The 14613-nt window shown below is 66.2% G+C and carries 12 protein-coding genes; 6 read left to right on the top strand and 6 right to left on the bottom strand.

Going from position 1 to position 14613, the window contains the following annotated elements; translation table 11 throughout:
- Positions 1–107 precede the first annotated feature (107 nt).
- Together I6F17_RS16085 and I6F17_RS16080 are read left to right on the top strand one after the other, a co-directional pair.
- Positions 108–299, top strand: coding sequence for a DUF1192 domain-containing protein (locus I6F17_RS16085; protein WP_225127201.1), 192 nt, complete (start codon positions 108–110; stop codon positions 297–299).
- Between the two features lie 601 nt (positions 300–900).
- The gene (locus I6F17_RS16080) at positions 901–1410 is read left to right on the top strand and encodes a DUF1465 family protein (protein WP_035998279.1); all 510 of its coding nucleotides are present in this window, start codon (positions 901–903) and stop codon (positions 1408–1410) included.
- A 202-nt stretch (positions 1411–1612) separates the two neighbouring features.
- Here the strand turns inward: I6F17_RS16080 and rpmE are convergent, their stop codons facing one another.
- Positions 1613–1840: a 50S ribosomal protein L31 gene (gene rpmE, locus I6F17_RS16075; RefSeq protein ID WP_027573780.1), complete on the bottom strand. Its 228-nt coding sequence runs from the start codon at positions 1838–1840 to the stop codon at positions 1613–1615.
- Positions 1841–2036: 196 nt separating this feature from the next.
- Here rpmE and I6F17_RS16070 point away from each other — a divergent pair, with 196 nt between their 5' ends.
- Positions 2037–3887, top strand: coding sequence for an ABC transporter ATP-binding protein/permease (locus I6F17_RS16070; protein WP_225127203.1), 1851 nt, complete (start codon positions 2037–2039; stop codon positions 3885–3887).
- 31 nt (positions 3888–3918) lie between these two features.
- On the opposite strand, the gene I6F17_RS16065 is transcribed toward I6F17_RS16070, so the two are convergent.
- From I6F17_RS16065 to I6F17_RS16055, 3 genes are all read right to left on the bottom strand, one after another.
- Entirely contained in the window at positions 3919–4365 is a 447-nt protein-coding gene (locus I6F17_RS16065; protein ID WP_225127206.1) for a GNAT family N-acetyltransferase, read from the bottom strand.
- On the bottom strand, positions 4365–5393 hold the full coding sequence (locus tag I6F17_RS16060; RefSeq protein WP_025034020.1) for a peptidoglycan -binding protein: 1029 nt from the start codon (positions 5391–5393) through the stop codon (positions 4365–4367). Before I6F17_RS16060 ends, I6F17_RS16065 begins: the two co-directional genes overlap by 1 nt.
- Positions 5394–5540: 147 nt before the next feature.
- Positions 5541–6554 carry a hypothetical protein gene (locus tag I6F17_RS16055; RefSeq protein WP_036021706.1) on the bottom strand — a complete coding sequence of 338 codons (1014 nt, stop codon included), beginning with the start codon at positions 6552–6554 and terminating at the stop codon, positions 5541–5543.
- A gap of 169 nt (positions 6555–6723) precedes the next feature.
- On the opposite strand from I6F17_RS16055, the gene I6F17_RS16050 reads away from it, so the two are divergent.
- The 3 genes from I6F17_RS16050 to I6F17_RS16040 all read left to right on the top strand — a co-directional run bounded on the left by I6F17_RS16050 (position 6724) and on the right by I6F17_RS16040 (position 12513).
- Positions 6724–7743, top strand: coding sequence for a cyclopropane-fatty-acyl-phospholipid synthase family protein (locus tag I6F17_RS16050; RefSeq protein ID WP_225127208.1), 1020 nt, complete (start codon positions 6724–6726; stop codon positions 7741–7743).
- 266 nt (positions 7744–8009) lie between these two features.
- The gene (locus tag I6F17_RS16045; RefSeq protein ID WP_225127210.1) at positions 8010–9167 is read left to right on the top strand and encodes an efflux RND transporter periplasmic adaptor subunit; all 1158 of its coding nucleotides are present in this window, start codon (positions 8010–8012) and stop codon (positions 9165–9167) included.
- Positions 9168–9351: 184 nt separating this feature from the next.
- Entirely contained in the window at positions 9352–12513 is a 3162-nt protein-coding gene (locus tag I6F17_RS16040; protein WP_057028127.1) for a multidrug efflux RND transporter permease subunit, read from the top strand.
- A gap of 140 nt (positions 12514–12653) precedes the next feature.
- Here the strand turns inward: I6F17_RS16040 and I6F17_RS16035 are convergent, their stop codons facing one another.
- A complete protein-coding gene (locus I6F17_RS16035; protein ID WP_225127213.1) occupies positions 12654–13445 on the bottom strand; it encodes an inositol monophosphatase family protein in 792 nt (263 codons plus the stop codon).
- 86 nt (positions 13446–13531) lie between these two features.
- Complete coding sequence (locus I6F17_RS16030) at positions 13532–14605, bottom strand: tetratricopeptide repeat protein (protein ID WP_225126373.1); 1074 nt, start codon at positions 14603–14605, stop codon at positions 13532–13534.
- Positions 14606–14613: the final 8 nt, after the last annotated feature.

Genomic DNA, 14613 nt, shown 5'->3' with positions numbered 1-14613 from the left:
AGCAAAAGTGCGGGAGGAAACGAGGCCCTTGCTTAGCCAGCGCGGTGCAGGCTGGCAACCGCCTTAGGCCATGTGGTCCGACCCGCGGACGGAGAGGAGGAACGACGATGCCGATCGAAGACGACGACCGCCCGCGCAAGAAGATCAGTCATGAAATTGGGCAGGACCTCTCACTTTTGTCAGTGGAGGAACTGACCGAGCGCGTCGCGCTGCTCAAGACCGAGATCGAAAGACTGGAAGAAGCCGCCGCCCAAAAGCGCGCCTCGCGCGATGCGGCGAACAGTATTTTCAAGTCGTAGTGGTCGCCGCACAACGACTGTCGTCCCGGACGCGTGGGCCGAACTTTCTCCGTCTCGTCATTCCGGGGCGGCGCGTCAGCGCCGAGCCCGGAATCCATGGTCACAGGTCGCTGAGACGGGCACGCTGATAGTGGCCGGCTGCTCCATCCGCCTGTGGTCATGGATTCTCGGATGCGCAATGCGAATCCGAGCTCGCGACTTCATCGCGCCCCGGAATGACGCCCAGAGTTTTGTTCCGCACCCCACTCGGCCACTGGCTGACATGGCTAACGAAATCCCAAAAAATTAGCTCGTTTACTTCAGATTAAGCTTTCGGGTTTATGACTGGAACTGTCCTCGTTTGGACACCGAGTGGCTCCTGTCCACTCTGTTTGACGCCTCCCTGTTATCAACTTTCAAAGCCGCCGGTCTCCGGCGGCTCTTTTTTTGCGTTCACTGCCCGGTTTGCAACTCTCATCCCGGTTGCATTCGAAAGGATTGACCCGCGGAAACCATATCCGCGCTTGTCACTGGACTCCGCGTCCCGCCCGCGCAATGATTTGTTCATCATAAGCCGGCGGCAAAGCCGGGCAGTCAAACAGTTGCGTAAGAGGCGTTAACCATGGAACGTTTGCAGGCCGACGGCGCGCTCGTTCAGCTCAGTGAGCGATTCACCAATTCTGCGGCGTTCGGCAATTTGTTCCGTGAGGGCATGGACCTCGTCGAGGAGACCGCCGCCTATCTCGACGGCGCCGGCCGCGTCGAGGCCAAGGCGCTCGACCGCGCCGTCAGCCTGACCTATGCGACCGAGAGCATGCGCCTCACGACGCGTCTGATGCAGCTCGCCTCCTGGCTGCTGCTGCACCGCGCGGTCAAGGAAGGCGAGATGACGCTAAGCCAGGCCAATCGCGAGAAGACCAAGGTCAAGCTTACCGCCGCCGATCCCGGTCCCGCCGACACCATCGAGAAGCTGCCCGCGCAGCTTCAGGACCTGATCCATCGCTCGATGAGCCTGCAGACCCGCGTCCGCCGCCTCGACAGCACGATCCACACCCCGCCGGCCGAGCAGGCCACGATCGGCAACCCGCTGGTGCCGCACCTCAACGCGCTGAAGGCCGCGTTCGAGCGGTAACCGTCGACAATCACAGCCGTCATTCCGGGGCGCGACGAAGTCGCGAGCTACGATGCGCAATTGCGCATCTGAGAGTCTATAACCACGATCGGAAGTATGGATTCGGGGCCCGCGCCAAAAGGCGCGTCCCGGAATGACGGCTAGAAACAAAAAACGCCCCCGGTCTCCCGGGAGCGTTTTCATCTCCAGCCTTGCGGCCGGCTCAATCCTTCTTGAGAAAGCCCGAAAACTTCTTCTGGAAGCGCGAGACACGGCCGCCGCGGTCCATGATCTGGGCGGAGCCGCCGGTCCAGGCCGGGTGCGACTTCGGGTCGATGTCGAGGTTCAGCGTGTCGCCTTCCTTGCCCCAGGTCGAGCGGGTCAGGTACTCGGTTCCGTCGGTCATGACGACCTTAATCGTATGATAGTTCGGATGAATTTCGGCTTTCATGGCAATTCCTCGGCGCTCCGGCGCCTTCTTGGGTGGCTCGCGAATGACGGATTTGGGCGGCTCTATACCTCACGAAACCCCGCAAAACAAGCCATGCAGCGCGCTGGACCGGGTTTGCCCCTAAGGGACTTCCCGGATTTGCCACTACTCCTGCACCGGCCTATTGGGAGCAGATCAATGCAACGGGTCGGATCTCATGAGCGCAGTGGAACGGCTGGATGACCACGATGTCGAACGGCCCGCAATGAACGCCGCGGACACTCCCTCGATCGAGGCCGAGCTGATCGAAGCGCCGGCCAAGGGCCGCGCCAAGTTGCGGCCGCTGCTGGCGCTCGCGCCCTATGTGATCCGCTATCGCGGCCGCGCGGCGCTGGCCTTCGTCGCGCTCACGATCGCAGCGCTCACCACGCTGCTGGTGCCGGTCGCGGTGCGCCGGATGATCGATTTCGGCCTGACGCCCGAGGGCATCGAGCTGATCAACAGCTACTTCTCGGTCATGCTCGCGGTGGTCGCCGTGCTCGCGATCGCCAGCGCCGCGCGCTACTACCTCGTGATGACGATCGGCGAACGCATCGTCGCCGATCTCCGGCGCGACGTCTTCGCTCATCTGCTGTCGCTCTCCCCGGCCTTCTTCGATTCCGCGCGCAGCGGTGAATTGATCTCGCGCCTCACCGCCGACACCACCCAGCTGAAATCGGCCGTCGGCGCCTCCGTCTCGATCGCGCTGCGCAACCTGATGATGTTCCTCGGCGCGACGGCAATGATGGTGATCACGAGCCCGAAGCTGTCGGGGTTCGTGCTGCTGGCCATCCCTTTGATCGTGCTGCCGCTGGTGGCGTTCGGGCGCTGGGTGCGGCGCCTGTCGCGCAATGCGCAGGACACGCTCGCCGATGCCTCCGCCTATGCGGGCGAATTGGTCGGCGCGATCCGCACCGTGCAGGCCTATACCAGCGAGCAATTTGCCGAAAAGCGTTTCGGCGGCGAGGTCGAGCAGGCCTATGAAGCCGCGCGCACCTCGACCCAGGCCCGCGCCGTGCTCACGGCGATCATCATCTTCATCGTGTTCGCAAGCGTTGTCGCCATCCTCTGGATCGGCTCGCATGACGTGCTCACCGGCGCGATCACGCCGGGCCGGCTCGGCCAGTTCGTGCTGTATGCCGTGTTCGCCGCAGCCGGCCTCGGCCAGCTCAGCGAGGTCTGGGGCGAGGTCTCGGCGGCGTCGGGCGCGGCCGAGCGCCTGTTCGAGATCCTCCACGTCAAGCCCGAGATCACCGCGCCCGCGACGCCGCTTGCGCTGCCGGTGCCGGCGCGCGGCGAGGTCGGCTTCGATCGGGTCAGCTTCGCCTATCCGGCGCGGTCCGACGTCAAGGTGCTCGACGCCGTGTCGTTCACCGTGCGCCCCGGTGAGAAGGTCGCGATCGTCGGCCCCTCCGGGGCCGGCAAGAGCACCATCTTTCATCTGCTGCTGCGCTTCTACGATCCGCGCAGCGGGACGATCTCGCTCGACGGCGTGCCGGTCAGGTCCGCCGACCCCGGCGATTTCCGCGCGCGCATCGCACTGGTGCCGCAGGACTCCGTGGTGTTCGCCGCGAGCGCCCGCGAGAACATCCGCTTCGGCCGGCCCGATGCGACCGATGCCGAGGTCGAGCGCGCCGCCGAGCTCGCCCATGCCGCCGAATTCATCCGCCGCCTGCCCGAAGGTTTCGAGACTGCGCTCGGCGAGCGCGGCGTGACACTGTCCGGCGGCCAGCGCCAGCGCATTGCGATCGCACGCGCCATCCTGCGCGATGCGCCGCTGTTGCTGCTGGACGAAGCCACCTCCGCGCTGGATGCCGAAAGCGAGACGCTGGTGCAGACAGCGCTGGAAGAGCTGATGCGCCACCGCACCACGCTCGTCATCGCCCACCGCCTCGCCACCGTGCTCTCCTGCGACCGCATCCTGGTGATGGACCAGGGCCGGATCGTCGAGCAGGGCACGCATGCCGAGCTCGTCGCGGCGAACGGGCTCTATGCGCGGCTGGCGCGGCTGCAGTTCGAGGGCGCGTAGACGCCTCATACGGCGGAAAGTACCGGGGACCTCACGCCTTCCACACCATCTTCAACACCGGCCGCCCCGAGGTCGGGTTCACGTCGTCGCCCGCATGGGCGAAGCCGTTGCGCTCGTAGAAGCGGATCGCGCGGGCATTGTCCTTGTTGACGAGCAGCGTGACGCCCGACGGCGACAGGCGCTTGGCCTCGTCCACCAGCAGCCTTGCCGCGTCGGAGCCCCAATGCGCGGGATCGACGACGAGCTGGTCGAGATAGCCTTCGCCGTCGACGGTGACGAAACCGACCAGCGCGCCGTCCTGCTCCGCCACCACGATCTGGGCCTTCGGCACCAGATCCCTCAGCCAGCGCTCGCGCCACCATTCGAGCCGTGCGGCGAAGTCGATCTGCGGATAGGCCTGCTGCCAGGTGCGATGCCAGAGATCGATCGCGACGGCCTCGTCCGAGGCCGCGTAGGGGCGGAGGTGGAGCGCGCTCACTACCGCTCCGTCAGCTTCAGCTCGATGCGGCGATTGCGCTTGTAGGCCTCCTCGGTGTTGCCGGTATCGAGCGGCTGGAATTCGCCGAAGCCGGCCGCGACGAGGCGCTGGGCGGGCACGCCGAGCGAGACCAGATATTGCACCACCGAGATCGAGCGCGCTGCGGACAGGTCCCAGTTCGACTTGAAGTTCGCGCCGCTCACCGGCCGCACGTCGGTATGGCCGTCGACGCGCAGCACCCAGGGGATGTCGCTCGGGATCTTCTTGTCGAGCTCGATCAGCGCCGCTGCCAAGGTGTCGAGCTCCGCGCGGCCCTCGGGCAGCAGCACCGCCTGTCCCGTGTCGAAGAACACTTCGGACTGGAACACGAAGCGGTCGCCGACGATGCGGATGTCAGGGCGGTTGCCAAGGATGGCGCGCAGCCGGCCGAAGAATTCCGAGCGGTAGCGCGACAATTCCTGCACGCGCTGCGCCAGGGCGACGTTGAGGCGGGAGCCGAGGTCGGCGATGCGGTTCTGCGATTCCTTGTCGCGCTTCTCGGAAGCATCGAGCGCCTCCTCCAGGGCCGCCAATTGCCGGCGCAGCGCGCTGATCTGCTGGTTCAGCACCTCAATCTGCGCCAGCGCCCGCGCCGAGACCGCCTTCTCCGAGTCCAATGCCTTGCCGAGCTCGGCGGTCTTGCCTTGCGCATCGTTGCCGGCGGCCGCCAAGCCGTCATAGAGACCCTTGATGCGGTCGCGCTCGGACTCGGCCGAGGCGAGCCCGGCTTTCAGCGACGAGACCTGGTCGTCGAGGGTGAGCTTGCCGAGCTTCTCCAGCGACAACAGCTCGTTGAGCTGAGCGATCTTGGCGTTGAGCTGCTCCAGCGCCTTGTCCTTGCCGGTGACCTCCTGCGACAGGAAGAACTGCACCACGAGGAACACCGACAGCAGGAACACGATCGACAGCACCAGCGTCGACAGCGCGTCGACGAAGCCGGGCCAGTAGTTGAGACCGCCTTCGCTGCGGCGGGCGCGGGCAAGGGCCATGTCATCCGTCTCCACTCTTGTGTCCCGGACGCGGTGCAGCGTGCAACGCTGCTGCGCAGAGCCGGGACCCATCTTGTCCCTGACGCTGGGCCCCGGCTCAGCGATGCATCATTTCATGCTGCGTCGCGTCCGGGGCACAACACCGTCTCAACTCTTCTCGGGCTGGCGCGCGATCCGCTCCAGCAGGCGGCGGATCTCGCGGTTCTGCTCGCCCTGGCCGTCGGCCCATTCGCGGATCATCTGCTGCTCGGTGCGCATGTGCGAGACCAGCGCCTGGATGGCTTCGGCAAGGCTCGCCATCGCCGCGGTGGTGCCGCGGCCGGCGCTGCCTTCCTCGAGCACGGACCGCAGCCGTTCGACCGCGGCCTGAAGCTCGCCGCTGGCGACGCCGCCGCCGGTCGCGACAGGCGCCTCGCCGTTGCCATACTCGCGCACTGTGGTGGCGAGCCAGTCTTCGAGATCGGTGTAGAAGCGGTTCTGCGCCTGGCTCGATTGCAGATCGAGGAAGCCGAGGATCAGCGAGCCGGCAAGGCCGAACAGCGAGCTGGAGAAGGAGATGCCCATGCCGCCGAGCGGGGCGGCGAGGCCTTCCTTCAGCGTGTCGAACAGCGCCCCGGAATCGCTCCCGACCTTGAGCCCGTCGATCACCTTGCCCACCGAGCCCACCGTCTCGATCAGGCCCCAGAAGGTGCCGAGCAGGCCGAGGAAGACCAAGAGGCCGGTCATGTAGCGGGAGATGTCGCGGGCCTCGTCCAGGCGGGTCGCGATCGAATCGAGCAGGTGCCGCATCGTGGTCTGGGTGATAGTCATCCGTCCCGAACGCTCCCCGCCGAGGATCGCAGCCATCGGCGCCAGCAGCTTGGGGTGGCGGGCCGGCGCCAGGCCGGGATCGGCGACGCGGAAATTGTTGACCCAGGAGACTTCGGGATAGAGCCGGATGACCTGGCGGAAGGCCAGGATGATGCCGATGAACAGCACCCCCCCGATCAGGGCGTTGAGCCCGGGATTGGCGAAGAAGGCCTGGACGATCTGCTTGTAGAGCACCACGCTCACCAGCGTGCACAGCACCAGGAAGACCAGCATCCGCACCAGGAAGACGCTGGGCGAGGACAGTTTGGTGTACTCGATGTCCATGGTGGATCGGGAAGTGCCAGACCGCATGCCGGTATCATCCGTTACGTAAAGCTTGCTTGCGGCGCGCACTATGGCACAGCGCCGGCCCAAAAAAAGCGCCGGATGCGCCGATTTCGGGGACAGCTCGGGAACCCGGACCGGAAGCGGCGCTTTGATAAGCAGGTCTCTGCAGAAGTTCGCCATTCGGGGGGGGCGCATGAGCGTCGTTTCCGCGATCATCGGGACTGCCGAGCGCGTGCCGCTGCCGGACGTGGTGGTCCGCGCCGCGATCCAGCGCCTGTGCTCCCGCATGGCGACGCGCCTGTCCGGGCTGGGCCCCGGCGACGATGCTGCCTTCGCCGGGCGGATGATGCTGCGGCCGATCGCCGAGGGCGCGGCAATCGGGCATGACGCGGCGCCCGCATCCTTCTTCGCCCACTTTCTCGGCCCCAACCGTAAATTCTCCTCCTGCTTCTACAAGACCGGTGCGACCACCTTGCGGGAGGCGGAGGAGGAGGCGCTGCGCCAGACCGTCGAGCATGCCGGCCTGGCCGACGGCCAGGCCATTCTGGAGCTCGGCTGCGGCTGGGGCTCGCTGTCCCTGTGGACGGCGCGGCAGTTTCCGCACGCGACGGTGACGGCGGTCGCGACCTCGCAGGCGCAGCGCGCCTACGTCGAGGAGGAGGCGCGGCGGCGCGGGCTGCTGAATCTGCGCGTGGTCGCGGCCGACATGAACGTGTTCGCGCCCGAGGGCCAGTTCGACCGCATCGTCTCGGTTGAGATGTTCGAGCAGATGAGCAACTGGCGCAAGCTGATGACGCGCGCGCGGTCATGGCTCGCGCCGGAGGGACGGTTCTTCATGCACGTCGTCACCCACCGGTCCGGCTCGCATCTGCCTGACCCGGCCGATCCCGACGACTGGATCGCGCAATACGTCTACACAGGCGGGCTGATGCCGAGCCATCACCTCGTCAGGCAGTTCGACGATATCTTTGCCATCGAGAAGGAATGGTGCTGGAGCGGCACGCACTACCAGCGCACCGCCAACGACTGGCTGGCCAATTTCGATGCCCATCGCGAGGCCATCGAAGCCTCCTTGCACCGGGTCCACGGCGAGGAGACCGCGCTCTGGATGCGTCGCTGGCGCTGGTTCCTGCTCGCGACCTCGGGCCTGTTCGGTTATGCCGACGGAACAGAATGGGGCGTCAGTCATTACCGGATGAAGGCCGCCGAGTGATTGCGATGTTCGGCCGCAGCACGCGCCGGTGGAACTTAGATTCACAATCAAGTTACACCGCAAAAGCCTTCTTATTTCAATGGGATGAGCTGTGTGACAATGAGCCGCCCGCGCCATGCGTTGCATCGCAGCAGATGCATTCTATTTTGGCGGCATCAGCCGCGTGCAAAAGGTCCAGAACGGGCTTCGCGCGAGCATGATCAGTTTCAACAATCGGGGCATCCCACTTCATGTTTGGAATTCGAGCGCGATCGGCATGCGTTGCAATGATGCTCGCGGCCCTTGCGCCGCTGCTGGGTGCTTGCGAGGAATCCAGTTCCGCGGTGTCCGCCGCCCAGCCGCCTGCCCCTGACGTCAGCATCGTTATCGTCAAGCCGCAGCCGCGCGCCGTGGTGCGCGAGCTGCCGGGCCGCATCGCCCCGACCCGGGTCTCCGAAGTCCGGCCGCGCGTGTCCGGCATCGTGGTCGAGCGCCTGTTCCGCCAGGGCAGCGAGGTCAGGGCCGGCGATCCGCTCTACCGCATCGATCCGCGCCCGTTCGAGGTCGAGGTCATGGCCAACGAGGCCGCGCTGGCCAAGGCCGAAGCGGCATTGGCGCAGGCCAAGCAGCAGGCGCATCGTATCGCCACCCTGACCAGGGATCGCGCCGCCCCCGAAGCCGAGAACGAGAAGGCGATTGCGGCCGAACGCCAGGCCAATGCCGAGGTCGAGGGCCGCAAGGCCGAGCTCGCGCGGGCCAGGCTCAATCTCGACTACGCCACCGTGCGCGCGCCGATCGACGGCGTGGTCGGCGCGGCCCTCGTCAGCGAGGGCGCGCTCGCCGTCCAGAACGAGACCAATCTCGCCACCATCCAGCAGCTCGATCCGATCTATGCCGACTTCACCCAGTCGGTGACCGAGCTCAACCAGCTCCGCCGTGCCTTCGAGACCGGCGACCTCGAGCGCATCGCCGCCGATGCCGCAAAGGTGCGCCTCGTGCTCGACGACAACACCATCTATTCGCTCGACGGCAAGCTGCTGTTCTCCGACGCCAAGGTCGACGCCCACACCGGGCAGGTGACGTTGCGCGGCGAGTTCCCCAATCCCAAGCGCGAGCTGCTCCCGGGCATGTATGTCCGGGTCCGCATCGACCAGGGTCTCGATTCCGACGCGATCGCGGTGCCGCAGCAGGCGATCCAGCGCAACGGCGGCGGCGGCAGCGAGGTGTTCGTCGTCAAGGACGACAATCACATCGCCGTGCAGCCGGTGCGCACCGGCTCGGTGCAGGACGGCCTCTGGTTCGTCACCGAAGGCCTGAAGTCCGGCGACAAGGTCGTGGTGGAAGGCTTCCAGAAATTCGCGGCCGGCGACAAGGTCAAGCCGCAATCCTGGTCGGAGGCGGACGCGACCGCAGACAACCGGCACGCTCAGCAGCTCACGCGGTAACGCTCCGCGCAGCAAGTGTCGTCCTTTACCTGAGGAGCCTGCTGGAAGCGGGCGTCTCGAAGGGTGGCCGCGGGAGAGAGCCGGGCCTTGATGGTTCTCGCGGCGATGCGCAGCATCGTCCGGAGCGCGCGTTCCGCGCTCCTCACCATGAGGGTCCAACGGAACAACGAGGATAAAACGGCCAATGCCGAGTTTCTTCATCGACAGGCCGATCTTCGCCTGGGTGGTCGCGCTGTTCATCTGCTTGATCGGAGCGATCGCGGTGCCGCTGCTGCCGATCGCGCAATATCCGATCATCGCGCCGCCCTCGATCTCGGTCTCGACCAGCTATCCCGGCGCCTCGCCGGAAAACCTCTACAACAGCGTCACGCGGCTGATCGAGGAGGAGCTCAACGGCGCCGCCAACATCCTCAATTTCGAATCGACCAGCGACTCGCTTGGCCAGGTCGAGATCATCGCCAACTTCCAGCCGGGCACCGACACCAGTGCCGCCTCGGTCGAGGTCCAGAACCGCATCAAGCGCGTCGAGGCGCGCCTGCCGCGCGCGGTGATGCAGCAGGGCATCCTGATCGAGGAAGCCTCGAGCGCAGTGCTGCAGATCATCACACTGAACTCGACTGACGGCAGCCTGGATGAAGTCGGCCTCGGCGACTTCATGATCCGCAACGTGCTCGGCGAGATCCGCCGCATTCCCGGCGTCGGCCGCGCCACACTGTACTCGACCGAGCGCTCGCTTCGTGTCTGGGTCGATCCCGCAAAGCTGGTCGGCTATGGCCTGACCGCCGACGACGTCAACAAGGCCATCACCGCGCAGAACGCGCAGGTCGCTTCCGGCAGCATCGGCGCCGAGCCGTCGACCTCGAACCAGCGCACCTCGGCACTGGTGCTGGTCAAAGGCCAGCTCTCCTCGCCCGACGAGTTCGGCGCCATCATCCTGCGCGCCAATGCCGACGGCTCGACCGTGCGCCTGCGCGACGTCGCGCGCATCGAGGTCGGCGGCCTCAGCTACCAGTTCAACACGCGCCTCGACGGCAAGCCGACGGCGGGCCTGTCGGTCCTGATGTCGCCGACCGGCAATGCGCTGGCGACCGCCAGCGCGGTCGAAGCGAAGATGAAGGAGCTGTCGCGCTTCTTCCCGGCCAACATCACCTACGAGATCCCCTACAACATCACCCCTGTGGTCGAGGCCTCGATCGAGAAGGTGCTGACGACGCTGGTCGAAGCCGTGGTGCTGGTGTTCGTGGTGATGTTCTTGTTCCTGCAGAACATCCGCTACACCATCATTCCGACCATCGTGGTCCCGGTGGCGCTGCTGGGCGCCTGCTCCACGCTGCTGCTCGCCGGCTATTCCATCAACATGCTCTCGATGTTCGGCATGGTGCTGGCGGTCGGCATCCTCGTCGACGACGCCATCGTCGTGGTCGAGAACGTCGAGCGCATCATGGCCGAGGAAGGCCTGCCGCCGAAGGAAGCGACGCGGAAAGCCATGTCGCAGATCACCGGCGCCATCATCGGCATCACGCTGGTGCTGATGGCGGTGTTCGTGCCGATGGCGTTCTTCCCGGGCTCGGTCGGCATCATCTACCGCCAGTTCTCCGTCACCATGGTCGCCGCGATCGGCTTCTCCGCCTTCCTGGCGCTGTCGTTGACGCCGGCGCTGTGCGCGACGCTGTTGAAGCCTGTGGCAAAGGGGCACGGTCATTCGACCAACTTCGTGTTCGGCTGGTTCAACCGCATGCTCGAAGGCGTCAAGGAACGCTATTCGCGCACCGTCGGCTTTTCGCTGAATCGCACCGGCCGCTTGATGCTGGTTTATGCCGCGCTGCTGGTCGGCCTGTCCTGGGCCTTCGTCAACCTGCCCGGCGGCTTCCTCCCCGTCGACGACCAGGGCTTCATCACCACCGACGTGCAGACGCCGTCGGATTCGTCCTATGCCCGCACCGAGGCCGTGATCGAGAAGGTCGAAAAATATCTCGCCGCGCGGCCGGGCGTCGACAACGTCACCTTCCTCACCGGCTTCAGCTTCTCCGGCCAGGGCATGAACACCGCCCAGGCCTTCATCACGCTGAAGGACTGGTCGGAGCGCGGGCCGAAGGACTCCGCTGCCGCGATCGTCAACGACGTCAACCGCGACCTGGGCTCGTCGATCCGCGACGCAAAAATCTCGGCGCTGCAGCCGCCGCCGATCGACAATCTCGGCAACTCGTCCGGCTTCTCGTTTCGCCTCCAGGATCGCGGCCAGAAGGGCTATCAGCAATTGATGCGCGCCGCCGACCAGCTGATCGCGGAGGCCAATGCCAGCCCAGTGCTGCAGAAGGTCTATATCGAAGGCCTGCCCGAGGCGGGCGTGGTCAATCTCATGATCGACCGCGAGAAGGCCGGCGCGTTCGGCGTCACCTTCGAGGACATCAACAACACCATTTCGACCAATCTCGGCTCGAACTACATCAACGACTTCCCGAACCGCGGCCGCATGCAGCGCGTCGTGGTGCAGGCGGACGCGCGCGACCGCATGCGGGCCGAGGACATCCTCAACTACAACGTCAAGAACAGCCGCGGCCAACTGGTGCCGTTCTCGTCCTTCACCACGATCGAATGGGCGCGCGGCCCGACGCAGATCGCCGGCTTCAACTATTATCCGGCGGTGCGCATCTCCGGCGAGGCCAGGCCCGGCTTCACCTCGGGCGATGCCATCGCCGAGATGGAGCGGCTCGCCGACCGATTGCCGCGGGGCTTCGGCTATGAATGGACCGGACAGTCGCTGCAGGAGAAGCTGTCGGGCTCGCAGGCGCCGTTCCTGCTCGCCCTGTCGGTGTTCGTGGTGTTCCTGTGCCTCGCCGCGCTCTACGAGAGCTGGACCATTCCGCTCGCGGTGCTGCTCACCGTGCCGCTCGGCATCGTCGGCGCGGTCACTGCCGCTATGCTGCGCGGCCTGCCCAACGACGTCTATTTCACCGTCGGCCTGATCACGATCATCGGCCTCGCCGCAAAGGACGCGATCCTGATCATCGAGTTCGCCAAGGATCTGCGGAAAGAAGGCAAGCCGCTGGTCGAAGCCACCATCGAAGCCTGCCGCTTGCGCTTCCGCCCGATCTTGATGACCGGCCTTGCCTTCATCTGCGGCGTGCTGCCGATGGCCATCGCCCACGGCGCCGGCGGCGCCAGCCAGCAGGCGCTCGGCAGCGTGGTGATGGGCGGCATGATCGCGGTGGTGATCCTGGCGCTGTTGATGGTGCCGGTGTTCTTCGTCTCGGTGCAGCGCGTGCTGGGCGGGGACAGGGAGCTGAAGGCGGCGCGGGAAGCTGAAGCGCACGGCCGACCGGCGCGGGCGCACACAGGCCACTGACCCACCCCGTCATTCCGGGGCGTGCGAAGCACGAGCCCGGAATCCAGCGGGCCACCATTGACGAGGATCAATGGATTCCGGGCTCGCGCCAAGAGGCGCGCCCCGGAATGACAGGAAAATGTGGAGCGCGAGCTTCCGCCTTATGCCGGCTTCCGCAAAATCTTCACCAGCTCCCCGTGCACGTACTCATTGCCGCACACGACGTGCCCGGTAACCAGCGGGTCGCCCGGCGTCGCGATATCGGTCACGGTCCCGCCCGCTTCGCGCACCATCAGCATACCGGCGGCGATGTCCCAGGATTGCAAATCGCGCTCCCAATAGCCGTCGAGGCGGCCGGCGGCGACGAAGGCGAGATCGAGCGAGGCGGCGCCGAAACGGCGGAGGCCGGCGACGCGGTCCTGGATCGCGGTCATCTCGCGGCGGAATTCCTCGTGGTCGCCGCGGCCGATATGGGGCAGGCCGCAGGCCACCACGCATTCGCTCAGCTGGCGGCGGCCGGCGACGCGCAGGCGCTGGTCGTTGAGGAAGGCGCCCTTGCCGCGCTCGGCGATGTAGAGCTCGTCATTGGCGGGGTTGTAGATCACGCCGGCGATCACGGTGCCCTCGCGGGCGAGCCCGATCGATATCGCGAATTGCGGGATGCCGTGCAGGAAGTTGGTGGTGCCGTCCAAGGGATCGACGATCCAGGTGTGGCTCTTGTCGGTGCCCTCGCGGTTGCCCCCTTCCTCGCCGATGAAGCCGTAGCCGGGGCGGGCCTTGGCGAGGTCCTGGTACAGGATCTCCTCGGCGCGCTTGTCGGCGAGCGAGACGAAATTGGCCGGTCCCTTCAGCGAGACCTGGAGATGCTCGATCTCGCCGAGATCGCGCTTGAGGCTGCGGCCGGCGCGGCGCGCCGCCTTGACCATGACGTTGATAGTGGCGGAATACAGCATATGCTTTTTGGTCTTGATCGGGGAGAGGGGCGCGGAAACGCGCCTGTTTGAGGGATTGGGTGCCCCGTGAGGGGCCCCGCGTCAAGTCATTTGGACCCGAGCCACTTCCTGGCAGCGGCCTCGGCCTTGGCGCGGTCATCGGCCGGCAGATCGGAGAGCTGCTTGTCGAGCTCGGGGTCGCCCTTGCCGGCGGTCTTGGCCACTAGGTGCCATTTGAAGCCTTCGATCTTGTCCACGGGCGTGCCGACACCGTTGATCAGCACCCAGGCCAGCCGGTTCTGCGCGATCGCGCTGCCCTGGCGGGAGGCCTTGCGCAGCAGGGCGACGGCGGCCGGCTGGTTCTTCGGCGTGCCGGTGCCGTTGAACATCGCGATGGCATATTCGACCTCGGCATCGACATTGTCGGCGATCGCGGCGGCCTGGAGCAGCCGCACCGCGCGTTCGGGGTCCTTCGGCACACCGGTGCCTTCCTTGTAGAAGGTCGCGAGCGCGTATTGCGCTTCGGGCAGGCCTGCATCGGCGGCCTGGCGCAACAGTTCCGCCGAACGCCGGACGTCCTGCGGCAGGGTCTGGCCGTCCAGGTAGAGCAGAGCGAGGTTGTAGGCCGCCTTGGGCTCGCCGAGCTTGGCAGCGGAGGCCATCAGCCTGACCGCCTCGCTTTTGTCGACCGGTCCGCCGCGGCCGGAGATGCGCAGCATGGCGAGCGCGAACATCGCCTCGCGATCGCCGGCATCGGCGGCGCGCTTGTACCATTCGGCCGCCTTGACGTAATCGCGCCTTATGCCCATGGCGTTGGAATAGAGCTCGCCGAGCATGGTCATCGCCTTGGCATCACCGGCTTGTGCGCGCACGGTGGCGAGCTCGAAAGCGGTCTTGTACTGGCCGCGCTGATAGGCGCCGAACACGAGGTCGACGTTGGGATCGTCGGACGGCGGCGCGGGGATCACGGTTGCCGGCTTGGGCGAAGCGGATGGCTTGGGAGATGCAGTAGGCTTCGGCGCCGGTGCTGCCTCCTTCTTCTTGGCAGGTGCGGGCGGCTTTGGCTTCTGCTTCTCTGCCGGTGCGCTCGGCGTCGTCGCCGGCGGGGTGATCTGCAGCTGCGCGGCCGCGGGCACTGTCAGCAGCAGCGTGGCGAGCATGGTGATGCACGGGAGCTTCATGTCGGGCG

Origin of the sequence: Bradyrhizobium sp. NBAIM18 (assembly GCF_020193825.1) — a bacterium.
Lineage (GTDB): Bacteria > Pseudomonadota > Alphaproteobacteria > Rhizobiales > Xanthobacteraceae > Bradyrhizobium > Bradyrhizobium yuanmingense.
Note: the sequence above shows the minus strand (reverse complement) of the source record. Positions and strands in the feature narration are given on the sequence as shown.